Source organism: Streptomyces viridifaciens (assembly GCF_001888885.2).
GTDB classification, from domain to species: Bacteria; Actinomycetota; Actinomycetes; order Streptomycetales; family Streptomycetaceae; genus Kitasatospora; species Kitasatospora aureofaciens.
Genome location: NZ_CP090841.1, coordinates 816,766 through 840,568 on the forward strand (window position 1 = coordinate 816,766; position 23,803 = coordinate 840,568).

At 73.7% G+C, this 23,803-nt stretch carries 19 protein-coding genes, 1 pseudogene and 1 riboswitch; of the genes and pseudogenes, 9 read left to right on the top strand and 11 right to left on the bottom strand.

Annotated elements, in window-relative coordinates; translation table 11 throughout:
* Positions 1-34: 34 nt before the first annotated feature.
* Both BOQ63_RS11120 and BOQ63_RS11125 read right to left on the bottom strand, forming a co-directional pair.
* Positions 35-937 (bottom strand): carbohydrate kinase family protein, encoded by a 903-nt coding sequence (locus tag BOQ63_RS11120; protein WP_030288423.1) that lies wholly within the window; start codon positions 935-937, stop codon positions 35-37.
* 3 nt (positions 938-940) lie between these two features.
* On the bottom strand, positions 941-1,969 hold the full coding sequence (locus BOQ63_RS11125) for a pseudouridine-5'-phosphate glycosidase (protein WP_078867550.1): 1,029 nt from the start codon (positions 1,967-1,969) through the stop codon (positions 941-943).
* Positions 1,970-2,107: 138 nt separating this feature from the next.
* Here BOQ63_RS11125 and BOQ63_RS11130 point away from each other — a divergent pair, with 138 nt between their 5' ends.
* Positions 2,108-3,010 carry a LysR family transcriptional regulator gene (locus tag BOQ63_RS11130; RefSeq protein ID WP_051747156.1) on the top strand — a complete coding sequence of 301 codons (903 nt, stop codon included), beginning with the start codon at positions 2,108-2,110 and terminating at the stop codon, positions 3,008-3,010.
* A 255-nt stretch (positions 3,011-3,265) separates the two neighbouring features.
* Positions 3,266-4,945 carry a peptide-N4-asparagine amidase gene (locus BOQ63_RS11135; protein ID WP_072654160.1) on the top strand — a complete coding sequence of 560 codons (1,680 nt, stop codon included), beginning with the start codon at positions 3,266-3,268 and terminating at the stop codon, positions 4,943-4,945.
* A 375-nt stretch (positions 4,946-5,320) separates the two neighbouring features.
* Here BOQ63_RS11135 and BOQ63_RS11140 read toward each other — a convergent pair whose 3' ends face one another.
* Both BOQ63_RS11140 and BOQ63_RS11145 read right to left on the bottom strand, forming a co-directional pair.
* The gene (locus BOQ63_RS11140) at positions 5,321-5,992 is read right to left on the bottom strand and encodes a response regulator (protein WP_272868951.1); all 672 of its coding nucleotides are present in this window, start codon (positions 5,990-5,992) and stop codon (positions 5,321-5,323) included.
* Between the two features lie 153 nt (positions 5,993-6,145).
* Positions 6,146-7,330, bottom strand: a complete 1,185-nt coding sequence (locus tag BOQ63_RS11145; RefSeq protein WP_050366412.1) for a sensor histidine kinase — start codon at positions 7,328-7,330, stop codon at positions 6,146-6,148.
* A 149-nt stretch (positions 7,331-7,479) separates the two neighbouring features.
* Here BOQ63_RS11145 and BOQ63_RS11150 point away from each other — a divergent pair, with 149 nt between their 5' ends.
* Positions 7,480-8,058: a hypothetical protein gene (locus BOQ63_RS11150; RefSeq protein WP_050366413.1), complete on the top strand. Its 579-nt coding sequence runs from the start codon at positions 7,480-7,482 to the stop codon at positions 8,056-8,058.
* A gap of 171 nt (positions 8,059-8,229) precedes the next feature.
* The gene (locus BOQ63_RS11155) at positions 8,230-8,991 is read left to right on the top strand and encodes a (2Fe-2S)-binding protein (protein ID WP_223885900.1); all 762 of its coding nucleotides are present in this window, start codon (positions 8,230-8,232) and stop codon (positions 8,989-8,991) included.
* A 222-nt stretch (positions 8,992-9,213) separates the two neighbouring features.
* Here the strand turns inward: BOQ63_RS11155 and BOQ63_RS11160 are convergent, their stop codons facing one another.
* The 5 genes from BOQ63_RS11160 to BOQ63_RS11180 all read right to left on the bottom strand — a co-directional run bounded on the left by BOQ63_RS11160 (position 9,214) and on the right by BOQ63_RS11180 (position 15,872).
* Positions 9,214-10,266 (bottom strand): ABC-2 transporter permease, encoded by a 1,053-nt coding sequence (locus BOQ63_RS11160; protein ID WP_072654162.1) that lies wholly within the window; start codon positions 10,264-10,266, stop codon positions 9,214-9,216.
* A 164-nt stretch (positions 10,267-10,430) separates the two neighbouring features.
* A complete protein-coding gene (locus BOQ63_RS11165) occupies positions 10,431-12,026 on the bottom strand; it encodes an alpha-amylase family glycosyl hydrolase (RefSeq protein WP_072654163.1) in 1,596 nt (531 codons plus the stop codon).
* 272 nt (positions 12,027-12,298) lie between these two features.
* On the bottom strand, positions 12,299-12,922 hold the full coding sequence (locus BOQ63_RS11170; RefSeq protein ID WP_030288402.1) for a bifunctional 4-hydroxy-2-oxoglutarate aldolase/2-dehydro-3-deoxy-phosphogluconate aldolase: 624 nt from the start codon (positions 12,920-12,922) through the stop codon (positions 12,299-12,301).
* Complete coding sequence (locus tag BOQ63_RS11175) at positions 12,919-14,535, bottom strand: N-acyl-D-amino-acid deacylase family protein (protein ID WP_072654164.1); 1,617 nt, start codon at positions 14,533-14,535, stop codon at positions 12,919-12,921. The genes BOQ63_RS11170 and BOQ63_RS11175 overlap by 4 nt, the downstream gene beginning before the upstream one ends.
* Positions 14,535-15,872: a type III PLP-dependent enzyme domain-containing protein gene (locus tag BOQ63_RS11180; RefSeq protein WP_318299359.1), complete on the bottom strand. Its 1,338-nt coding sequence runs from the start codon at positions 15,870-15,872 to the stop codon at positions 14,535-14,537. Before BOQ63_RS11180 ends, BOQ63_RS11175 begins: the two co-directional genes overlap by 1 nt.
* A gap of 123 nt (positions 15,873-15,995) precedes the next feature.
* On the opposite strand from BOQ63_RS11180, the gene BOQ63_RS11185 reads away from it, so the two are divergent.
* The 4 genes from BOQ63_RS11185 to BOQ63_RS11200 all read left to right on the top strand — a co-directional run bounded on the left by BOQ63_RS11185 (position 15,996) and on the right by BOQ63_RS11200 (position 19,202).
* On the top strand, positions 15,996-17,132 hold the full coding sequence (locus tag BOQ63_RS11185) for a sugar kinase (RefSeq protein WP_150475810.1): 1,137 nt from the start codon (positions 15,996-15,998) through the stop codon (positions 17,130-17,132).
* A gap of 37 nt (positions 17,133-17,169) precedes the next feature.
* Positions 17,170-17,919 (top strand): IclR family transcriptional regulator, encoded by a 750-nt coding sequence (locus BOQ63_RS11190; RefSeq protein WP_030288394.1) that lies wholly within the window; start codon positions 17,170-17,172, stop codon positions 17,917-17,919.
* Positions 17,920-17,948: 29 nt separating this feature from the next.
* Positions 17,949-18,368, top strand: coding sequence for a RidA family protein (locus BOQ63_RS11195; protein ID WP_030288392.1), 420 nt, complete (start codon positions 17,949-17,951; stop codon positions 18,366-18,368).
* A 117-nt stretch (positions 18,369-18,485) separates the two neighbouring features.
* Positions 18,486-19,202 carry a DUF2470 domain-containing protein gene (locus BOQ63_RS11200; RefSeq protein ID WP_072654165.1) on the top strand — a complete coding sequence of 239 codons (717 nt, stop codon included), beginning with the start codon at positions 18,486-18,488 and terminating at the stop codon, positions 19,200-19,202.
* Between the two features lie 374 nt (positions 19,203-19,576).
* Here the strand turns inward: BOQ63_RS11200 and BOQ63_RS11205 are convergent.
* Positions 19,577-19,942 (bottom strand): annotated as a pseudogene (locus tag BOQ63_RS11205) (M23 family metallopeptidase); the annotation flags it as partial.
* Positions 19,943-20,148: 206 nt separating this feature from the next.
* A riboswitch (cyclic di-AMP (ydaO/yuaA leader) is annotated at positions 20,149-20,326 on the bottom strand.
* 317 nt (positions 20,327-20,643) lie between these two features.
* Here BOQ63_RS11205 and BOQ63_RS11210 point away from each other — a divergent pair.
* Positions 20,644-22,182 (top strand): MFS transporter, encoded by a 1,539-nt coding sequence (locus BOQ63_RS11210; protein WP_030288387.1) that lies wholly within the window; start codon positions 20,644-20,646, stop codon positions 22,180-22,182.
* Between the two features lie 28 nt (positions 22,183-22,210).
* Here the strand turns inward: BOQ63_RS11210 and purB are convergent, their stop codons facing one another.
* The gene (gene purB, locus BOQ63_RS11215; protein ID WP_197697957.1) at positions 22,211-23,650 is read right to left on the bottom strand and encodes an adenylosuccinate lyase; all 1,440 of its coding nucleotides are present in this window, start codon (positions 23,648-23,650) and stop codon (positions 22,211-22,213) included.
* Between the last annotated feature and the right edge of the window lie 153 nt (positions 23,651-23,803).

Consider the following 23,803-nt stretch of genomic DNA (forward strand, 5'->3'; position numbering starts at 1 on the left):
CCCTGGCCGGCCGGAACCGCACCGCCGACGTCTCCTAGCACCCGCCCCCGCACCCGCCCCCGCCGCCGCCGAGCGAGGCCCCCGGCGAGCCCAGGACCCGGGCCGCGCTGCGGTGCCCGAGCCCGGCCGCCAGCCGCAGGTCCCCGTTCCTCAGGAACCCGGCCAGGAAGCCCGCCGCGAAGGCGTCCCCGGCCCCGGTGAGGTCACGTACCTCGGCGACGGGTGGCACCGGCACGGTGAACAGGTCCTCGCCCGGCACGTCGACCGTCGTCGGCTCCGCCCCCGACTTGGTGACCACCGTGGTGGCGCCCAGTCGGGCGCGCTCCGGCCCGGGCAGGCCGTCCACCAGCAGGCCGAGGAAGGCCGACTCCGAGCGGTTGGCGAACACGAAGGTCGGCGCCAACCCGACCAGCAGGGCGAGGAACCGCTCCCGTCCGAACTGCTCCAGCATCCCGGTGGAGGAGGCGTCCACCGACGTGGTGCCGCCCGCCTGCCGGACCCGGGCGAGCGCGTCGACCGCCGTCCGTCCGACCGGCTCGCCGTCGAAGGAGTAGGCGGGCACGTGCAGGTGGGTCAGGCCGGCCAGCCACTCGTCCGGGGCGCGTTCCAGCAGCTTGGCCGCACCGCGGTCGGGCAGCATGGTGCGCTCGCCGTCCGGGTCGATCAGCACCACGATGCTGCCGGTCCGGCCGTGCCGCTGCACCCGTACGTCCACGCCGTGGCCGCCGAGTTCGGCGACGACGCCGTCCCCGACCGGGTCCGCGCCGACGCAGCCGAGGAAGCGGACCGGGTACTGCCCGGCGGCGAAGCAGGCGACGTTGGCCGCGCTGCCACCGCGCCGGCGGAACACCCGGGCCCCGGAGTCGGTGCCGTGGCGCAGCGGGCCGTCGGCCCAGACCACGATGTCCTCCACGAGGTCGCCGAGCACCCCGAGCACGGGTCAGGCCCCGGTGGACGCGGGAGCGGACCCACCGGCCCGGGCGGCCAGGGCGACGGCGATCTCGCCACCGAGGCGGACGTTGCCGCGGTAGACCTCGACGTTGACCTCCAGGCTGCGGCCGCCGGTGTCACGCTGGATGTGGTCGAGCAGGAACGGAGTGGAGGCGTTGCCGGTGATGCCCCGGCGCTCGGCCTCGGCCCGGGCCCGGGCCAGGATGCCGTCCAGCTCCTCCGGCGGCAGTTGCTTGGCGGGGTCGACCGGGTTGGCGACCAGGACGGCCTGCGGCAGGTCGAGCCGGTCACGGGCGTCGATGACGGCGGCGGCCTCCTCGGGCGACCGGACGGCGAAGTTGATCTCGTGGCCGGAGTCGGTGACGTAGAAGCCGGGGTACTTGGTGGTGCGGTAGCCGATGACCGGGATGTTGAGGGTCTCGAAGCGCTCCAGGGTGGCCCGGATGTCGAGGATGGACTTCACGCCCGCGCTGATCACGGTGACCGGCGTGGCCGCCAGGGTGGTCAGGTCGGCGGACTCGTCGAAGCTCTCCGAGGCGCCGAAGTGGACGCCGCCCAGGCCGCCGGTGGAGAAGACCCGCACGCCCGCGCGGTGGGCGAGGAAGGCCGTGGCGGCGACCGTGGTGCCACCGTGGCGTCCGAGCGCGGCGACGACGGGCAGGTCGCGCAGGCTGACCTTGTCCAGGCCGTCGGTGGCGGCCAGTTCGGTGATCTGCTCGGCGCTCAGACCGACCGTGGGGACGCCCGAGTGCACGCCGATGGTCGCCGGCACGACTCCCGCCCCGCGCAGCTGCTCCTCGGCCTCCAGCGCGACCGCCAGGTTGCGGGGCCGCGGCAGGCCGTGGGTGAAGATCGTCGACTCCAGGGCGACCACCGGACGGCCGTCGGCGACGGCCTGCACGACCTCCTCGGAGATCCGGATGGCGGCGGTGCCGCTGGTGGCGCTGCCGGTGCCGGGGGCGCCGGCCGTGCTGGGAATGCCGGCAGTGCCGGCGGTGCTGCGGGGCAGTCCGGTCATGATGCGAGCTTCCTGTGAGATGCCACTGCGGTGGGGCAACGCGACGATCAGCGTATGGACGGTTCGGATCGGAAACCAGAATGAGTCCTGGGGTTTTCGATAGGTGGTCAGCTATTGGTTCTCACTAGGCTGATCCTCATGGGCTTCACCTTGCGTCAGCTGGAGGTCTTCCTGACCGTCGCGGAGACGCTGCACTTCGGCCGGGCCGCCGAGCGGCTGCACATCTCGCAGCCGACGGTCAGCCAGGAGGTCGCCCGGCTGGAGCGGACCGTCGGCGTGGAGCTGTTCGACCGCAGCCGCCGCTCGGTCGCGCTGACCGGGGCCGGCGAGGTGATGGCCGCCGAGAGCGCGCGGCTGCTCGAACAGGCGGGGGCTCTGCTGACCCGGGTCCGGCTGCACGAGGAGTCCCGACTGGGGACGGCCCGGATCGTCGCCTCGCCGAGCGTGGTGAACCGACTGCTGCCCGCCGTGGTCAGCCGCGCGGAGCAGGAGCTGCCCGCGCTCGACACCGCCGAACTCGCCGTCGACACCGGGCAGGTCTCCGCCACCTTGGCCGGCGAGCTCGCCGACATCGGCCTCGGCCGCTTCCTGGAGGAGGTGTCCGGCTACCGGCTGGAGCGGATCGCCGACGAGCCGGTCCGGGTCGCCCTCGGCCGGGACCACCCGCTGGCCGGGCGGGTGAGCCTGGGGCTGACCGAACTGCGCGACCTCCCACTGCTGTTGTGGCCGCGCGAGCAGCACCCCCGGTACTACGACCACGTGCTCGGCCTGTGCGCGGAGCGCGGCGTCGACCCGCCGGTGCTGGTCAGTCCGCCGCGGATCGTCGGCTCCCGGCTGTACCTGCTCGCCCGCAACCGCGCCTTCTCGCTGGTGCCCGGCTCGTTGACCGGCCACCTCACCGAGGACGTGGCCACCGTACGGCTGGAGGGGCGGGCCACCCTGCCGCTGGAGATGCAGTGGCGCACGGACGACCGGCGGCCTGCGCTGGCGACGCTGCGCAACGTGATCCGGCAGGAGGCGGCGAAGCTGGAGGACCGGTAGGAGCCACCGGACCTCAGCCCCGGAAGACTGAACCGACCATAGGCACCACCGGAGTTGTGGAAGCCCAGAGCCTCCGGCAGCAGCCCTTGACGCTCACATGCCACCGCCGAAAGGATGCCCGGATCACCCACCCGGCCCGTCGCGCGCCGACGGACCGCCCGACGACCCCGGGGATCCACCTTGGCCCTGCGCTCCCTGTTCCGCCGTCCCGAGTCCCGAACGCCCGCACTCGGCCGAACCGAGTCCCGGATGCCCATGACCCGGCGTCCCGAGTCCCGAACGCCCGTACTGCGCCGCGTCGCCGGACTGATCGGCGCCGCCGCCCTCGCCCTGTCCGGCACCCTCACCGCCGCCGCCCCCGCCCACGCCGACTTCGGCAGCGACTACCACGACCCGGTCACCGCCACCAAGCCGCTCACCCGCCCCGACACCCGCTCCTGCACCGTCGACGTGATGCGCGACCGCGAGTTCCGCAACGGCTACGGAAACCCGCCAGACACCCCGTACACCGCCACTCTCACCCCGCCCGCCGCCTGCGCCGGCCCCTGGTCCGCCGTGGTCCTGGACATCCACGGACAGGTCGCCGGGCGGCAGTTCGACCGGATCTTCAGCGTCCGCGTCGGCGGCGTCCAGGTGCTGCTGTCCTCCACCCCGGAGCCGTCCAAGGACGGCATCCAGTGGAACGTCGAACGCGATCTCACCCGCTACGCCCCGCTGTTCACGGCCGGCCCGCAGCCGTTCTCCTTCGACCTCGCCAACGTCACCGACGCCACCTACACCGGTGTCTACAAGATCTCGGCGAGCCTGACCTTCTACACCGCCGACGACCGCTGGCCCGCCACCCACAACGCCGACCAGGTCCTCACCACCGGCCCGTTCTCGCTCACCCAGGCCGCCCCGAGCACCGGCAAGGACCTCACCTTCCCGCCGAACCTGGAGCGCCTGACCGCCGAGGTCTACGCCCGGGGCGGCGGCGCCTGCGAGGAGTTCGCGTACGCCTCCGCACCGGACGCCTTCGTCGCCGCCAACCCCTCGATCGGCGCCTGCGGCAAGGGCCCGTTCCGCGAGCTGCGGCTCACCGTGGACGGCCGGGTGGCCGGCGCGGTCTGGCCGTACCCGGTGATCTACACCGGCGGCTGGGACCCCCTGCTGTGGCGGCCGGTCCCGGGCATCTTCGCCTTCGACCTGCCCGCCTACCGGCTCGACCTCACCCCGTACGCCGGCCTGCTGCTCGACGGCCGCCCGCACAGCCTCGGCATCACGGTCAACGCGGCCGAGGCGCAGAGCAACGACGTCTGGACGGGCCAGGTCAACCTGTTCGCCGAGGTCGATCACGGCGCCGCCCGCACCTCCGGACAGCTCACCGACTACCGCGTCGCCCCCGAGGCGACCGTCGGCACCGAGCTCACCGACCACGGCGGCGGCAGCGGCGACTGGACCGTCACCGCGGCCCGGCACGATCTCGCCCGCGGCTGGGTGCAGACCTCGCACGGCCGGATCACCACCGAGGTCCGCGACGACCTCTCGTTCAGCTCCGCCCAGCAACTGCGCGATGGCGGCAACGACGTGACGCTGCACAACGGCACCGACCTCACCCGCACCACCGCCACCTGGGGCGGCGGACCGCACCGCACCACCACCGTGCACGAGGGCGAACCGCTGGACGTCACCTACAAGGTGACCCACGACGCGGCCGGGAACACCGATCAGAACACCGCGATGGACCTCGGCTACCACCGCGAGGCCACCACCTCGACCGGAAACCACGTCACCGAGCGCTCCACCGTCGACCACACCCTGCGACCCACCGCCCAGCGGCACGACGGCGACCGCACCGTCCGCACCGGCAGCAGCGCCGAGGACTACCGCAGCACCGGACCGGACGGGCCGTACCACCGGACGCTGAGCTCCGTCGACGGGTGGCCGAAGCCGTAAGCGGCTCGGACTCCGAGCGGCCGAAGCCGCAAGGCCGAGGCACATCGCCCCGACTTGCGAAATTTGCCCGAATTCGTCCCCTTGACCCCTGGTGCACACGTCGCGGGAGGCGCATGATGGGAGATGGACCTGCGAGGTAGCTGAAGGAAGTTCGACCGCAGGAGGCAGTGGCGACAGGTCGAGACGGATCAGGGTCTGCCGCTGGGAACTACCTCGGTCGACGATCGAACTACCGGCTGGAGGACGTCAAGTCCGTAAGCCACCCCCACCTCGTAGGTTCCGCGCGTCCACGGAGCATCCCCTCGGCTCCGTGGACGCGTCCATTCGCGCGACCGCAGCCGTGACCGCCCCCGCAACCGCCCCCGCGACCGCCCGCTACTGCGGCACCGGGTACCCCATCTCCCAGGCGTGCACCGCGATCCCGACCCGGTTCGCCACGCCCAGCTTGCGCTGGATGCTGGCCACGTGGGTCTTCACCGTCCCCGCGGAGATGAACAGTTCGGCCGCGATGTCGGCGTTGGTCCGGCCCGCCGCGACGTGTCCCGCGATCTCCACCTCCCGCTCGGTCAGCGCCACCACCGGTGCGGCCGACCGGGCCGGCCGACGCGGCGCCGTCACGTGCTTCAGCAGCCGCACCGTCACCGACGGACTGATCAGGCTCTCGCCGTTCGCCGCCGCCCGCACCGCCTCGGCCAGCAAGGACGGGCCGGAACGCTTCAGCAGGAATCCGGCCGCGCCGTGCTGCAGCGCCGGGTAGACGTACTCGTCCAGGTCGAAGGTGGTCAGCACCACCACCCGCACCGAGCCGGACAGCCGCCTGGTCACCTCCAGCCCGTCCAGCCTCGGCATCCGGATGTCCACCAGCGCGACGTCCGGCCGCAGGTCGGCCGCCAGCTCCAGCGCGGCCAGCCCGTCGACGGCCTCGCCCACCACCTCGATGTCCGGTTGCGCCTCCAGGATCCGCCGCACGCTGCGCCGCACGGCCTCCTGGTCGTCCGCGACCAACACCCGGATCACCCGCGGACACCCACCGTTCGTACTCGTCACGCCCGGCAGTCTTCCGCACGACCCGGCAGGCGGGGAAGTTCACGCTCGGGAAAGTCCACGCCGCCGCTCCGGCGCGGTTCACCTCCGCCCGGTGAGGCCGGCCGTCATGAACGCATCCAGTGGACCTCCCTCCGCTCCTCCGTCCGTCAGCCGTCACCTCCCCGGCAGAGTGCAGCACACCTCCCAGCCCGACGGGCCGAGCGGGCCGGAGGTCAGGGTGCCGCCGTGGGCGGCGGCACGGGCCGCGAGGCCGGCCAGGCCGGTACCGCCGGTGCCGGGGCGGCGGCGCAGCCGGAGCCTCCGGGTGGCCGGCCCACCGGTGTCACCGACGGTCAGCCGTACCGCGCGGCCATCCGGCTCGGGGGCCACCCGGACCGTCACCACGGCGGCCTGCGGGGCGTGGCGGCGGACGTTGGTCAGGGCCTCCAGGACGACGGCGTACGCGGTGGCCTGGGCCTCGGCGGAGAGCAGTCCGACGACCCCCGGGGCCAGATCGACGGTGGCGCGCGGACCGCCCTTCGTCCCGAAGCGGGCCACCAGCTCCGGCAGATCGGCCAGACCGGGGCGGCGGGTGGTTCCGGCCGCCTCCTGGTCCCCGCGCAGCGCGCCGACCATCTCGTCCATCGAGTCCAGCGCACGCAGCCCCGCCTCCTCCAGCCGGCGCAGCAGCGTCGCCGTCTCCTCCGTCTCCGGCCCCGGGAGCTGGCCGGCCTGGGCCTCCAGCACGATGCCCGTGATCTCGTGGGCGACGAAGTCGTGCAGTCCGCGCGCGACTTCGAGCCGCTGCTCGCGCCTGGCCCGGGCTACGGCCCGTTCCCGGCGGGCGTCCAGGACGCGCAGGTAGAGACTCGCTCCGCCGACCCCGAGCACCGGCAGCAGGGAGAACAGCACGCCACCCACCGGCCCGGCCGCGCCGCCCTGGGGCATCCGGAGGGCGAACCGCAGCGGCAGCACCACGGCCGCGAGGCCGACCAGTCCGCCGATCGGCCCGGCCCAGCGGTCGGGAAGCCTGCGGACAGCCCGGAACAGCACACCGATCAGCGCGAGCCATTCGAACGGCGCCCAGAACGCGGGCAGCCGGTAGGGCCCCGGGTAGCACAGGTCGACCAGCAGCGAGGCCCCGGCGGCCGCGCCGGCCGCGGTGGCGAGCGTGACCCGGCCGAGCGGCCACGCCAGCAGCGCCACCACGGCGGCCAGCGCGGCCGTCAGGGCGAGCAACAGGGCCGCGCCGCGGTCCCCCGGGTGCGCGAGCGCGGCGGGCGCGAACAGCAGGAGGGCGGCGGTGACGGTGGGCCAACGCCGGGACCGGTCGGGGCGGGTCAGTGGATCGGTACGCACACCGCCGAGACTACGGGCAGCTCTCCCGGGGGAGGCGGGCCTCCTCCCCCAGGTGGAGCCAACTCCCCTCCCTGGCGGGAGGTTTGCCCGACCCTCCCGCGGGAGACTCGTTGCCGTCGGAACGACCCCGCACAGGAGGATGAACCATCGTGAACCGCCGTCCCGCCGTCACCGCGGCCGTGCTCTGTCTCCTGGCGGCGACGGTCGCCACCGCCGCCCCGGCCTCCGCCGGGGCACCGGCCCCATCAGGGCCGCCGACCTCCTCGGCGGGACCGGTCGCCGCGACCGATGCGTCGGTGAGCCTGCACGGCACCGGTGACACCGTTCTCGGCTCCGGCTTCAGCACCTTCGAGGGCGACCCGGTCCAGTTCACGATCGACGCCCGCGCCGACACCCTCAAGCCCTCGGAGACCACCCGCGGCCACTTCCACGTCCGCCACGTGCACACCGACGGCCGGCTGGTCGCCGACTTCGAGGGGGACATCACCTGCCTGGCCGTCGGCGGCCGGGAGGCCATCGCCACGGGCGTGGTCACCAGGGGCGAGGCGCCGTGGTTCCCTGGCAAGCCGGTGGTCGGCCAGAAGGTGGCGCTCTCGGTGGAGGACCACGGCCGGCACGGGGACCGGATCGGCTGGATCTGGGGCTTCTTCGGCGCGCCGGTCTCGGACTGCCAGGGCACGGTACCGTTCATCCGCACGACCGGTGGCGACTTCACCGTGCGCGGCTGACCTCCGCCTGAGCACCGCCTGACCAGGGCCTTCCGGCACGCCGGGCCGGGGTGTCACCACCTGCCCGATCACCCGGACCCCCTGGAGGCACCGATGCTCCCCGACCGCCCGACCACCCCCGGGCCGACCGAAGCCGGGCGCGGGGTCCAACGACCGCACAGGGGAGGGCCGTTGAACCCCGCGCCCCAGCCCCCGCCGGGCACCTCCCCCCAGCCGGGCCTCGCACCTCGGCACCCCGACTACGCCCGACTCGCCGCTGTCGGCCCCTACTTCGCCCTCCACACCTCGACCGCCACCACCCCGCCGCCCGGCTTCCGCCCCCTCCCCGAGCTGTACGGCACCGGCCCGGACGCGCCGCTCGCGGCCCGGATCCGGGTGGTGGCGCAGCGCCTGGGTACGGCCGAACTCCGGGTCGCCGCCTCGATCCTGCACCTCGGTCTGGCCGCCCGCTTCTGGTCGGTGGGCCTGGGGTCGGCCGTGCTACTGGGGACGGTCCCGACGCTGGAGCACGCCTGGGTGCGGGTCCCGGACCAGGGGCCGATCGACCTCTGGACGCCGCCGGAACCGATCCGCCCCACCCTCGGCGGTCTCGTCGACCAGCTGCACCAGGCCGTACTGGTCGGGCAGTTGGAGCCACTGGCCGAAGCGGTGCGCGCCGCCGTGCCGCTCGCGGCGCGCCTGCTGCGCGGCAACGCCGCCTCCGCGCTGGCCGGTACGCTCCGGATGCTGGACGCCCATGCCCCGGGCGCGGCCCGGGAGTTGGTCGCACAGCTACTGGACCGTCCGCCGCTGGCGGGTTCCGGCACACTGCTCACCGGCCCGCACGGCGCGGCGTTCCGGCGGACGAGCTGCTGCCTCTACTACCGGATCGGTCCGGGTGCGGGGCTCTGCGGGGACTGCTGCTTCACGCGGCCACCGGCCCGACGGCGGTAGAGCGACCGGCGGGCCCGCGGCCAATGACCAACGGGCTCGCGGACAGCGACCAGCGGATCCGCGGTTCAGGCGCGAGCGGGCCCGCGCCCGGCTTGTCCAAGGCCGGGCGCGGGCCTCCGATCCCCACCCGGCGCGATGCCCGTGGCGCCGGGTGAAGCCTTCGAGGTTCTGCGGTCGGACGGTCGCCCCGCAGTCGGACGCGCGCCCCGCAGTCGGCGGTCCTCAGATCGCGACCGCCTCCTCCATCTCCTCCTCGGCCTCCACCGGCGTCTCCACCGGACGGCGCCCGCGGCCCTCGTACAGCGCCGCGGCCACCAGGGCCGCCCCGCCCAGCAGCAGCCACACCACCAGGGTCAGCACGTGACCGCCGAGGCCGGCGCCGCCGTCGAAGTACATGATGCTGCGCGCGCCCTCCAGGTAGCCGGCGCCGGTCCAGAAGCCGTGCAGGCTCCCGAAGAAGCCGTTCTGCAGCTCGGGCCGGTAGATGCCGCCGGAGGAGGTGAAGTTGAGCATCACGAACAGCACCATCAGCGCGAGCGTGGTCCACTTCTTCAGGAAGCTGTGCAGGCCGATGCCGATCAGGACGATGCCTGCGGAGTAGAGCCAGCCCAGCGCCCAGATCGCGGCGTAGTCGTGGTCGACGACGTGGAAGACCGGCCCGGCGGTGACGATCCCGATCACGCTGACCACCAGCGAGACCGCCACTCCGACCAGCGCCCGGACCCGCAGGCTCAGCCCGGCACCGGCGGCGCCGATCGCCGCGACGCTGGCGTAGGAGCCGATGCTCAGCGCGACCAGCAGGAAGAACAGGCCCTGGCCGGTCGGGTCGCCCTCGGCGAGGGTGGTGAGGTCGGTGACGTGCAGCGGGACGCCCTGCTTGTCGGTGACGTTGGTGAACACCGCCGTGGCGGCCACCACCGAGGTGTCCGAGTTGCCCTTGGCCACGATCAGCTCGGGACTCCTGGCGTCGGGCACGAAGGCGCCGACCAGGTCTCGCTCGCGCAGCTGCTGCTCGGCGGTGGCGCGGTCGTCGACGGTGCGGACGTCCAGCGCGTCGCCGGCCTTGCCCTGGATCGCCTGGGCCAGGCCGTGCGCCTGGGGGCCGGCCCCGACCACGGCGACCTTGAGGTGGTGGGGTTCCGGCTGGTGGAAGGCGCCCTGGTAGGCGAGGGCCATGCCGAGACACATCAGCAGCGGGGTGAGCAGGTGGACGGCGAGGTGCTTGAGCGAGTGCCCCAGGGTGGGCGCTGCCGCGGTGGTCTGGGGTGTGCTCATGGCGTTCGTACCGTCCTCCGGCGAATCTTTTCGATCAAGGTGGCAAATACAACCAATGCAGGTGGTAAATGCAACCATCTGTGGATGTAGCTTACAACTATCCGACATCGATCGGAAGCCGGGGCCACTCTCCGGGACGGTCCGGCGCCCGCCGGACCGTCCGCTCAGCCCAGCTCGAACACGCCGTACGAGAAACCGTCCGCCCGCAGCTCTCCGTCCACCACCCGCACGCCCTGCACCTCCAGCGGCCGCACCGGGCGCCCATCGCCGGTACCGTCCGCCACCCGGACCACCCCCGGCTCCCGGCGCGGGTTCACGGCGACCAGGTACCGCCCGGACCGGACGTACACCAGCGGGTACCCGGCGTGCCGCACCTCAACCCCGCCGGCCGTTCCCAGCCCCGGGTGGGCACGGCGCAGCGAGATCAGCCGCCGGACGGTGTGCAGCAGCGACGTCGGGTCGGCCCGCTGGGAGAGCACGTCCGGCCGCCGCGGGTCCGGGTCCACCGGCAGGTAGAACCGGTCGGGAGTCGCGGCCGAGAACCCGGCCGACGGGCCCGGCGCCCATTGCATCGGCGTCCGCGAGCCCGCCCGGTTGTAGCGAGGGCCGAGCACGCTGCCCTCGACGTCCGGCAGCCCGGGCAGGTAGCGCATGCCGATCTCGTCGCCGTAGTACACCGCGGGCAGGGTCGGCCAGGTGAACAGGAAGGCGAGGGCGGGGGCGAGTTGCTCGCCCGAACGGGGGCCGGTGGCGAGCCGGGAGAAGTCGTGGTTGGCGGTGGGCAGCACGATGTACCCGTCGCCCTCGGTGAGTTCGGCGGCGGAGCGCCAGGCGTCCAGGAAGGTCTGCGGGGTGCCGCGGCCCTCGGCCTCGAAGTAGCACGGGCCCTGCTGCCAGAACTCCTCCACCGTGCCGCCGCCGTTGTTCCACAGCGAGCGCAGCGGAAGGCCGTGGTCGTTCCCGCCGAAGTGCAGGAAGAAGTCCGCGTGGAACCCCGCTGAAACGGCGGCGGCCGGCTCGCCCCACTCGGCGAGCAGCGCGGCCCGGGGGTGGGCGCGGTCCAGCCAGTCGCGCAGTTCGGTCCAGAGCTTGGCGGTCTCGACCCGGCCCGGGTCGTCCTTGACCAGTGAGTACGCCATGTCCACCCGGAAGCCGGACACCCCCAGGTCCAGCCAGTGCGCCATGATCCCGCGCAGCGCCGCCCGGTTGGCGCGCGGGCCCTCGGCGTCCACCGGCTGGCGCCAGGGCTCCTCGGAACTACCGCGGGCGTAGCCGAAGTTGAGCGCGGGCTGGCAGTCGAAGAAGTTCGGCAGGTACCAGCCGGGGCGGCTCCCGGGTGAGGCGACGAAGCCGTCCGCCTGCCGGTCCGACCAGATGTAGCGGTGGTCGGCCCGGTCCTCGGCGGCGGCCAGGAACCAGGGGTGGCGGTCGGAGGTGTGCCCGGCGACCAGGTCGAGCAGGATCCGGATGCCCTTGCGGCGGGCGGCCTCGACCAGTGCGACCAGGTCCTCGGTGCGGCCGTAGCGCGGGGCGGGGGTGAGGTAGTCGGTGACGTCGTATCCGGCGTCGCGGAACGGCGAGGCGAAGCAGGGGTTGAGCCAGACCGTGTCCACGCCGAGCCAGGAGAGGTGGTCCAGGTGCTCGGCGATGCCGGCGAAGTCGCCGATGCCGTCGCCGTCGGAGTCCGCGAAGGTCTGGGGGTAGATCTGGTAGAGGACGGCATCGGCCAGCCAGTCGGGGCCGGGGCGGGTCGAGGTCATGGGGTGGGTCCTCCTGCCGGGTCCGGGGGCCGCGCGGGCCGAGAGCACGAGACGGGCCGGGCTGAGCCGGGAGCCGAAGGGCCGGGCCGGGCCGAGCCGGGTGCCACCGATTCTGGTCCAATCCCGGCCGTCCCGACAGCCCTCCACGCACCTTCACGGAACCACCGCCGTACCCGCCCGCGCCCCGCCACCCCGCCCCTGACGCCCCTGCGACGCCCTCGACGCCCCGCTCCCGACGCCCTCCGCTGCTTCTTCACCCCCGGGCGCCAGCGCTACGCCCGCGCCGCGCAGGCCCTGGTGAACTCCCGGGCCCGCCGGGTGATCTCCGCCCAGTCCCCCGCCTCGACCGCGGCCGGCGGCACCACGTCCGTGCCCGCGCACACCGCGAGCGCCCCCTGCGCCAGGAACTCGGCCGCGTTGCCCGCGTTCACCCCGCCGGAGGCCACCAGCGGCACGTCCGGGTACGGGCCGCGCAGGTCCTTGAAGTAGCCGGGGCCGAACGACCGGGCCGGGAAGATCTTGACGGCCGCGGCGCCCAGGTCGACCGCCCGGGCCACCTCGGTCGGAGTGAGCGCCCCCAGCACCACCGGCACTCCCCGGGCCCGCGCGGCCTGCGCGACCTCGGGCCGGCAGCCGGGGGTGACCAGGAACGACGCCCCCGCGTCGATCCCCCGCTCGGCCTGCTCCGCGGTCAGCACCGTCCCGACCCCGACCCGCCATCCGGACGCGGACGCCCGTGTCAGGTGGCCCGTCACATCCTGTGTGGTGTAAGTGAATTCGGTGAACCTGATACCTCCCTCGGCAAGTGCGGAGCACAGCGCGGCGGCGTCCGGGATCCGGGGCGCGCGGACCACCGCGATCACCGGGTCGTCCCACAGCTCGGAAAGGTGGTTCATCGGGCCAGAGTCCCTCGGTCGGTGCGGCGCAGGGCGCGCCCGGGCCGGGCGCCGGTGGTGCGACCCTGCCGGACGACGGCGGTGCCGTTGACGTACACGTACTCGATGCCCTCGGCGGGCAGCCGGGGTTGCTCGAAGGTGGCGGCGTCCCGGACCCGTCCGGGGTCGAGGAGCACCAGGTCCGCGTGGAAGCCGGGGGCGATCCGGCCGCGCCGGTCCAGTCCCAGCCGGGCGGCCGGCCTTCCGGTCATCCGGGCGACCGCCTCCTCCAGGGTGAGCACGCCCAACTCCCTGCTGTAGTGGCCGAGGTAGCGCGCGAAGGTGCCCCAGGCGCGCGGGTGCGGCCGGGCACCGACCAGCAGGCCGTCGCTTCCGACGGTGTGCGTCGGGTGTCGCATGACCGCCCGGACGTTCTCCTCGTGCCCGACGTGCTGGAGCACGGTGGTGCCCAACTCGTCCTGGCGCAGCAGGTCGAGGAAGGTCTCCGTCCCGCCGCGCCCGTGCTCGGCGGCGAGTTCGGCGACGGTCCGGCCGACCGCCCCGGCGAGCCGCTCCGAGCGGACGCCGGAGATCTGGATCGTCGTCCAGTCGGCGACCACGCCGTGGCAGCCGTCGCTCCCCTGCTCCTCCATCGCGCACCGGATCCGCTCACGGTCCGCCGGGTCGGCGAGCCGGGCCAGGGTCGCGCCCGGGCCGCCCTCGGTGGCCCAACTCGGCAGCAGGGCAGCCAGGGTGGTGGAGCCGGGCAGGTAGGGATAGCTGTCCAGGGTGAGGTCGATGCCGTCGGCGAGTGCCCGGTCGACCAGTTCCAGCAGTTCCCCCGCCCGGCCGCGGTTGACGCCGAAGTTCATCGTGGCATGGGTCAGGTGCAGTGCGCAGCCGGATCGCCGGGCGATCTCCACCATCTCCGCGTAGCCCTCCAACGCGCCGCGCCCGTACGAGCGTTGGTGTGGCGCGTGGAAGCCGCCGTAGGCCGCGACCACGGTGCACAGCTCGACCAGTTCGGCGGTGTCCGCGTACATCCCGGGGGTGTAGCTGAGGCCGCTGGACATGCCGACCGCGCCGTCCAGCAGGCCCTTCGCCAACTCCCGCCGCATCCGGTCGAGTTCGGCGGGAGTGGGCGCGCGGTTCTGCCAGCCCGTGGCGAGCATTCGCAGCGAGCCGTGCGGGACCAGGTAGCAGGCGTTGACGGCGGGCCGGGTGCGGTCGATCCGGTCCAGGTACCCGGCGACGTCGTGCCAGTCCCAGTCGAAGTCCGCCGGATCGCCGTTCCAGCCCGCCAGTTGGCGGCGCAGCGCGGGCAGGGTGGTGTCGTCCACCGGGGCGTAGGACAGGCCGTCCTGGCCGAGGACCTCGCAGGTGACGCCCTGGGTGACCTTGGCCGGGTGCTCGGGTTCGAGCAGCAGGGCGAGGTCGGAGTGGGCGTGCATGTCGATGAAGCCGGGGGCGAGCACCAGCCCATCGGCGTCCACTGTCGAGGGCCCGTGCAGTCCGGTGCCGATCTCGGCGATCAGCCCGTCGGCGATCCGCACATCGGCGCGGTAGCGTTCGGCGCCGGTTCCGTCGACGACCGTCGCCCCCTTGAAGACCTCACCTCTCGCCGCCTCCGGCATCAGAAGAATGTCCTGACCAGCCCGGTGACCTTCGGCTCGGCCGCGTCCGCGGAGTCCAGCACCGGGATCGCGGTCCACTTGTCGAAGGCCGTGCACGGGTGCGAGACGCCGAGCCGCAGCACCGCGCCGATCGGCGCGAGGTCGCCCGCGTCGCGGAGGAAGGCGTGCTGGTCGTTGAGCGCGGTGATCCGCGCCGCCGTTCCCGTCAACCGGGCTCCGCCGCGCACGAGTTGCGGCTCGGGCAGACCATCGTCGAAGGGCAGGTCGCGCTTGCCGGCGTCCAGCAGCGCCAGTTGCGGCTCCGGCCGGGAGGCCACCCGGGCCCAGCCGTGCAGCGCGCCGCGGAACGGGGTGTCGCCGCCGCCCCGGACGAGCGGCGAGATGCCCCGGTAGAAGCCGTCGTCGTGGGCGATGTACGCGCCCGAGCGCAGCACCACGAGGGCCTCCGGCAGGGCGGCCAACTCATCGACCACCAGGTCGAAGTAGGCGCTACCACCGGCCGAGACGACCGGCGGCACGCCGTCCGGGTAGGCGTCGGCGAGCCGGCCGTGCAGCTCGCCGAGCGCCTTCAGGTAACCGCGTACGGTGGCCAGCCCCTCGGTCGTGGCGTCGTGTGCGAGGGCTCCCTCGTAGCCGCCGACGCCGGCCAGCCGGAGGGTGGGCGCGCGCAGCACGGCGGCGGCGACCTCGACGGCCGCGTCCACGCCGCGCGCGCCGGTCCGCCCGCCCGGACCGCCGAGTTCGACCAGCACCTCGACCGGCCGTTCGGCCCCGGCGGCGCGCAGCGCCTCGTCCATCAGCCGTACGCCCTCGCTGGAGTCGGTCCAGCAGAGGAAGGCGAAGCCCGGGTCGGCGGCCAGTTCGGCGGCGAGCCAGGCGAGTCCGGCCGGGTCGAGCAGGGTGTTGGCGAGCAGGATCCGCTGGACGCCGAAGGCCCGGGCGACCCGCACCTGCGGCAGGTTGGCGAGGGTGATGCCGTGGCTGCCGGCGGCGAGTTGGGCCTGCCAGAGTTCGGGCGCCATGGTGGTCTTGCCGTGCGGGGCGAGGGCGACGCCCGCCTTGGCGCACCAGTCGGCCATGGTGCGGACGTTGTGGTCGAGCGCGGCGCCGTCGAGGGTGAGCAGCGGGGTGCCGAGCGAGGACAGGGTGGGCCCGGTGGCCAGCCAGTCGCGGACGGTGTGGCCCCAACTCTCGGGCGGGGCCGCCTTGAACCGCCAGTCGAGGGTCTCCTCGGCCAGTGCCGCCACCGCCCCTTCGGCGATCCCCGGCCCGGTCGCGGCGCTCGCGAAGGCGCTGCCGTCCGCCGGGCCACCGTCGCCTGCGTAGGTCTGCTCCACCGTCTTCCTCCATCCATCGTGTTGCAGCATGTGCAACGAGGGTTGCACATGCTGGCAGCACGGTTCTAGCATCGGCGCCGGATCACGGTCAACGGACCCGACCGCAGACGAGGAGCCCAGCAGATGCCGCGACAGGACACCCCGGGCCCGACCCGCCCCGGGCCTCCGCCGACGGCCGTCTGCGTGGGCGAGTCGATGGCCGTCCTGCTGCCCGACCGCCCGGGCCCCCTGGAGGCCGTGGAGAACTTCCGGATGTCGGTCGGCGGCGCGGAGTCCAACGTGGCCGGCACGCTGGCCGCGCTCGGCGTGCCGACCGCCTGGATCAGCCGGGTCGGTGACGACGGCTTCGGCCGCCGGCTGCTCGCCGAGGTCTCCGCCCGCGGCGTGGACGTCTCCGGCGTCACCGTCGACCCGCACCGCCCGACCGGCCTCTATCTCAAGGAGGTCGGCGGCGCCACCGGCCACCGGCACGACCTCGGCCCCGGCCGCAGCCGCCTCCACTACCACCGGCGCGGCTCCGCGGCCGCCGCGCTCTCCCCCGCCCTGCTCGCCGATCCGGCCGCCGCCGCCCTGCTGGCGGGCGCCCGCCTGCTGCACCTGTCCGGCATCACCGCCGCGCTCTCGGACGACTGCCTGGCCCTGCTGCGCGCCCTGCTCGCCGACCGCCGCCCGCACCGGCTGGTCAGCTTCGACCTCAACTGGCGCCCCGCGCTCTGGCGGGACCGCGACCCGGCCGTGCTGCCACAACTGCTGGACGCCGCCGGCCTGCTGCTGCTCGGCGCCGACGAGGCCCAGGACGCCTTCGGCACCGACGAGCCCGCCGCACTGCGCCGCCGCTTCCCCTCCCCCGCCACCGTGGTGGTCAAGGACGCGGCCCGGGTGGTCACCGCCCTGGAGCGGGACGGCACCGCGGTCGCCGAACCGGCCCTGGCCGTCGAGGTGGTGGAGGCCACCGGCGCGGGCGACGCCTTCGCGGCCGGGTACCTGGCCGGCCTCCTCCGCGGCCTGGACCAGCGCGGACGGCTGCGACTCGGCCACCTGGGCGCGGCCTGCGCGCTGACCGCCCACGGCGACCAGGCCGAGCTGCCGTCCGCCCCGGTGGTGGCCGCGCTGCTCGACGCCTCCCCGGCCGACTGGGCCGCCACCCGGGTCACCGCCGAGGGCATCACCTCCCCGGCCCTGCCCTCCGGCCGGGCCCCCGTCACGGCACCGGCCGGGTCCCGCACCAGGCCGCCGGCCGATCCGGCCCGGGCACAATGAGCACGAACCGCAGCCACCCGACCGGAGCCCGAGCCCGATGAGCCAGACCGTCACCCGCGCCCTGCGCATCCTCGCCCAGCTCGGCGAGGGCGAGCGCTCCCTCGACCAGCTGGCCGAGGTCCTCGGCGTGCACAAGACCACCGTGCTCCGGCTGCTCCAGAGCCTCGAGGAGGAACGGTTCGTCTACCGCGACGCGGCGTACCGCTACCACCTCGGCGCCGGCCTGTTCGCGCTCTCCGGCCTCGCCCTGGAGCAGCGCGGCATCCGCCGGATCGCCGCCCCGCACCTCGCCGAGCTGAACTCCGCCACCGGCCAGACCGTGCACCTGGCGGCCTACGAGGGTGGCGAGGTGGTCTACATCGACAAGTTCGACTCCCGTCACCCGGTCAGGATGTACTCCCGGATCGGCCTGCGCGCCGCCCTGCACAGCGCCGCCGTGTCCAAGGTGCTGCTGGCCGACCTCCCGCTGCCCGAACGCCGCCGGGTGGTGGCCGGGATCGACTTCGCCCCGCACACCGAACGCACCCTCACCACGCCCGAGGCGCTGCTCGCCGAGCTGGAGAAGGTCGCCGCCCAGGGCTGGGCGCAGGACCACGCCGAGCACGAGGCCTTCATCAACTGCGTCGCCGCCCCGATCCGGGACGCCACCGGCCGGGTCGTCGCCGCCGCGTCCATCTCCGTCCCCGACGTCGTTCTCCCGTACGAGCAGGTGCTGGACCTCCTCCCGCAGCTGCTCGCCACCGCGCGCGCCGTCTCGGCCGACTGCGGCCGCCCCGAGGCCATCTGACCGACCGCACCGGATCCACAAGGAGCCCCATGTCCCCCGCGTCCTCCGACAAGACCGAGATCCGTACCGAGGGCGCCCCCGCCCCCGCCTGGATGTTCTCCCAGGGCGTCCGCAAGGGCCCGATCCTCCAGGTCTCCGGCCAGGGCCCGCAGGACCCGGCGACCGGCGAGTACCTCCACCACGGCGACGTGAAGGCGCAGACCCGCCGCACCCTGGAGAACGTCAAGGCCATCGTCGAGGCGGGCGGCGCCACCATCGAGGACGTGGTGATGTTCCGCGTCTACCTGACCGAGCGCGCCGACTTCCCGCTGATGAACGAGGCCTACGCCGAGTTCATCGAGGAGAACATCCCGCCGGGCGGGGTGAAGCCCTGCCGCACCACGGTGTTCGTCGAACTCCCCCAGGAGCCCATGCTGGTGGAGATCGACGCCCAGGCCGTCGTCGTCTGACCCGCTACCAGAGCCGCGAGGGCCCGGACGCCACCACGGCGCCCGGGCCCTCGCGCACTTGCCACCACCCCACCGGGATATTAGGTTAGCCTCACCTAACTATCAGGAGGTTCGCCCATGAACTCGTCCGAGGCCGAGGTGCCCGAGCCCACCACCGCTGACCGGGTCCACAGCCTGCTCAGCGCGACCTCCTCACTCACCGTCCGCGCCCTCGGCGAGCACCATGACCTGGACACCCCGATCTCCGTCCACGGGTCCCGGCTGCGCCTGCGCGCCCCGCTGGACGCCCCGCTGACCGCGGCCGCGGCCGCCGGCGCCGCCGACGGCCTGGCCGTCGTGCTCGACGTCACCGACGTCTCCCCCGTCGCCGTCCGCGACCGCATCCGCGCCCGGCTCACCCTGGCCGGCCGACTGCACCTGGCCCACCTCGCCGACGACGGCCTGAGCGTCCACCTGCGGGTGGACGTCGCCCATGCCGTCCTCGCCACCCCGTACGGAACCGGCGCACTCACCGCCGCCGACCTCGCCCTCGCCACCCCGGACCCGCTGGCCCGCCACGAGGCCGCGCTGCTCACCCACCTGGCCGACGACCACGCCGACGCCCTCGAGCTGCTCACCGGACTGCTCGACCCGGCCCTGCTCACCCACCACCCGGCCGTCCGCCCGCTCGCCCTGGACCGCCACGGCCTGGTACTGCGCCTGGACCACTCGCACGGGCACCGCGACGTCCGCCTGGTCTTCCCCGAACCCGCCTGCGACACCGAGGACTTCGGCCACCGGATGCACGAGCTGCTCACCGCCGCCCAGCACGGCCTGCCGGTCCACCGGAGCTGAGGCCCGAGTCACGCTCCGCCGCGTCCTCCAGCACGATCCGCCCCATCCGCGCGTACAGCTCCGGCCGCCGGCGCCGAAGCACCGGCGCAGTAGCGATCCATCCAGTAGAAGCGATTCTCACCGCAGGAAACAGCCGAGTTGACGCCATGCTCGAAACACCGAACACCGAACACCGAACGCCGCACGGGACCGGAAACGGCAATGGCCGGCCCGGCTCCGGGGGAGGTGTCCCGTGGAGCCGGGCCGGCTGTGGGCGTGTCCCGCGCCCAGGTCCACTGCCGCGGCGATCATCCGGTCGAGCGGTCACCCGACATGACCATCCCGGAGGATCGATTCGCCCCCGCGGCAGCGGTGGTTCCTGAAACCCGGTCGGGTCAGAGCGCGACGCCGTGCGCCCGCAGGTAGGTGACCGGGTTGATGTCCGAGCCGTAGTTCGGACCGGTGCGGATCTCGAAGTGCAGGTGCGGGCCGGTCACGTTGCCGGTGGCGCCGGAGCGGCCGAGCTGCTGACCGGCGGTGACGCTCTGGCCGACCTTCACACCGATCACGGACAGGTGCGCGTACTGCGCGTACTTGCCGTCCGCGAGCTTGATCTCGACCTGGTTGCCGTAGGCACCGCCGTTGCCGGCCTGCACGACGACGCCGTTGGCGACCGCGCGCACCGGGGTGCCGGTGGAGCAGACGAAGTCCTGGCCGGTGTGGTGGCCGGAGGCCCACATCGAACCGGCCACGCCGTAGGCCTCGCCCAGCACCGGCTTGGCCAGCGGAGCGACGTAGCCGGCGGTGGCGACCCGAACGGCCGGAGCGGCGGCGGCCTGCCCACTCATCGTGGTCACCAGCGGCAGGACGAAGGAGGCACCGGCGACGGCGGTGGCGATGCCGACGCGGGCGGCACGGGGCAGGGCGACACGGGGCAGGACGAAACGACGAGCCTGTGCAGGCATGGGATTTTCCTCTCCGACGCCTGCGAGGTGAGCTGTCGGGTTCGGGCTGGAGTTGCCCGGCCGCATGTGCGGCTTCACCCCGAGCCGGTCCTGGACGTCCGCGCCCTGAAAAGCGCGAACTCCGATCCGGCGACTTACCTGTGGGTCCCCCGCTCCTGCCGTACAGAGCTCAGTTCGAACCACCGGGCAGCGGCAGGACTCGGCGTTCCACCCGGCGGATCCGTCCGGACTGGCCGGGCGGTCGCTGAACTAAAACTCATCCGTTCGAGTGAAGCAATGTCGATCTCTTGAACGGGCAACCCATCCGCTGAGCCCGGTGACCCCTCGCATGGTCCGCTGCACCGTACGTGCACAATCCATTCACCGCGCGCCACTGATCCACGACGGTGCGCCGATCACCGCGCCCGTGCGCGACCGCCCCGTCACGCGGTGTCGCCGACCGACACACCGCCCGGTGACCCTTGTCACGTCCGCCCCACCGGGCGCAGGATCAGGCCGTGGCCACCTCTGAAGCCGGCTCCCTGCGCCTGGGCACCGCACAGGGACGCTGGGTACTGCTCGCGACGGTGCTCGGTTCCAGCATGGCGATGCTCGACGGCACCGTGGTGAACGTCGCCCTGCCCCGGATCGGCACCGACCTCGGCGCCTCCCTCGCCTCCCTGCAATGGACCCTGAACGCCTATCTGCTCACCCTGGCGGGCCTGATCCTGCTCGGCGGCGCGCTCGGCGACCGCTACGGGCGGCGCAGGGTCTTCCTGATCGGGGTGATCTGGTTCGCCGCCGCCTCCGCGGCCTGCGCCGCCGCCCCGACCATCCACGTGCTGATCGCCGCCCGCGCCGTCCAGGGCATCGGCGGAGCCCTGCTCACCCCTGGCTCGCTCGCCATGCTCCAGGCCGTCTTCCACCCTGACGACCGATCGGCCGCGGTGGGCCTGTGGTCCGGCCTTGGCGGGGTGTCGGCGGCCATCGGCCCCTTCCTCGGCGGCTGGCTGGTGGACGGGCCCGGCTGGCGCTGGATCTTCCTGCTGAACCTGCCGCTGGCGGCCGCGGTGATCGCCGTCACCTCCCGGTACGTCCCGGAGAGCCGGGACGAGACCGCGACCGGCCGCTTCGACGTGCCCGGCGCACTGCTCGCCGCGCTCGCCCTCGGCGCGATCACCTACGCGCTCACCGCCGCCGGGGAGGGGCTGTCCCCCGGCGTCTGGGTCAGCGGCGCGCTCGGCCTGCTGCTGGCCGCCGCGTTCGTGGCCGTCGAACGACGGGCGCCCGATCCGATGCTGCCGCTCGGGCTGTTCTCCTCCCGGCTGTTCACCGCGGTGAACCTGGTCACCCTGTGCGTCTACGCGGCGTTCAGCGGGGTCTTCTTCCTGCTGGTGGTGCAGCTGCAGATCGTCTCCGGCTTCTCGCCGCTGGTCTCCGGTTTCGCCCTGGTGCCGATCACGCTGCTGATGCTGACCCTGTCCGCGCGCGCCGGGCGACTCGGCAAGCGGATCGGCCCGCGCGTCCCGCTCACCGTCGGCCCGCTGCTGTGCGCAGCCGGGGTGTTGCTGATGCTGCGCATCGGCCCCGGCTCCTCCTACTGGGCGGACGTGCTGCCCGCGGTCGCGGTGATGGGTTCCGGGATGACCCTGCTGGTCGCGCCGCTGACCGCCACCGTGCTGGCCGCCGTCGAGGTGCGGCACGCGGGCATCGCCAGCGGCGTCAACAACGCCGCCGCGCGGGCGGCCGGCCTGCTCGCGGTGGCAGCCCTCCCGGCAATGGCCGGGCTGAGCGGCGACGCCTACCGCGTGCCCTCCTCGGTGGACTCCGCCTTCCACACCGCGATGCTGATCTGCGCGGGCCTGCTGGCCGGCGGTGGACTGATCGCCTCCGTCACCGTCCGGGGCAACGTGCTCGCGCCCGAGGAGCAGCCGGTGGCCGAGCCGAACTGCGACTGGCCGTGCTCCACCACCACCCCGCCCTTCGACCCCGGACACGCCCGGACGCCAGAGGGCCCCGCCACCGGAACGGCGGCAGGGCCCTCGTCGGAGAACTGAGGCTCCGTCAGCTGAGGCTGATGTTCCGTCAGAGGATGTCGGCGGGCGCGTACTTGGCCGCATCGGGGTAGGCCGCCGCGACGGCCTCCACCTGGCGGACGACCTCGGCGACCTGCGCCCCGGCCGCGCCGGTGAAGGACAGCTTGTCGGCCAGCAGCGCGTCCAACGCGGCCCGGTCCAGCGGGATGCGCTCGTCGGCGGCGAGGCGGTCCAGCAGCTCGTTCTCCCGGGCGCCCGCGCGCATCGCCAGCGCGGAGGCGACGGCGTGCTCCTTGATGACCTCGTGGCCGGCCTCCCGGCCGACGCCCGCGCGCACCGCACCCATCAGCACCTTGGTGGTGGCCAGGAACGGCAGGTAGCGGTCCAGCTCGGCCTCGACCACGGCCGGGAAGGCGCCGAACTCGTCCAGGACGGTCAGGAAGGTCTCCAGCAGGCCGTCGAAGGCGAAGAAGGCGTCCGGCAGCGCGACCCGGCGCACCACCGAGCAGGAGACGTCGCCCTCGTTCCACTGGTCGCCGGCCAGCTCGCCGGTCATCGAGGCGTAACCGCGCAGGATGACGGCCAGGCCGTTGACGCGCTCGCAGGAGCGGGTGTTCATCTTGTGCGGCATCGCGGAGGAGCCGACCTGGCCCTCCTTGAAGCCCTCCGTCACCAGCTCGTGGCCGGCCATCAGACGGATGGTCTTGGCCAGGCTGGACGGCGCGGCGGCCAGCTGGACGAGAGCGGTGAGCACCTCGAAGTCCAGCGAGCGGGGGTAGACCTGGCCGACGCTGGTCAGCACGTTCTCGAAGCCGAGGTGCGCGGCGACCCGGCGCTCCAGCTCCGCCAGCTTGTCGGTGTCGCCGCCGAGCAGGTCCAGCATGTCCTGAGCGGTGCCGACCGGGCCCTTGATGCCGCGCAGCGGGTAGCGGGCGATCAGCTCCTCCAGGCGGCGGAAGGCGACCAGCAGCTCGTCCGTGATCGACGCGAAGCGCTTGCCCAGCGTGGTGGCCTGCGCGGCCACGTTGTGCGAGCGGCCGGCCATGACCAGCTCTGAGTGCTGGGCGGCCAGGTCGGCCAGGCGCACCAGGACGGCGACCGTACGGTCCCGGACGTGCTCCAGGGACTGGCGGATCTGCAGCTGCTCGACGTTCTCGGTCAGATCCCGGGAGGTCATGCCCTTGTGGATCTGCTCGTGGCCGGCGAGTTCGCTGAACTCCTCGATCCGGGCCTTCACGTCGTGGCGGGTGATCCGCTCACGGGCGGCGATCGAGCCGAGGTCGACCTGGTCGATCACCCGCTCGTAGTCTGCGACGGCGTTCGCGGGCACCTCGACACCGAGGTCCTGCTGGGCCTTCAGGACGGCGAGCCACAGGTGGCGCTCGAGGACCACCTTGTGCTCGGGGGACCACAGCTGGGCCAGGGTCGCCGAGGCGTACCGGGAGGCCAGGACATTGGGGATCTGGGGCTTCGCGCTCACGCTTCGCAAGCCTAACAGCCGAGGTCACGCCGAACGCAGGCGGATGGGGTACGCTGAGTCGGTTCAACACCTATCGGAACGCACTCTATAAACTCCTGACCGCAAGGATACCACACCGATGTACGGAACTCCAGCGGAACCCACGGAGCCCAAGGAACCCGC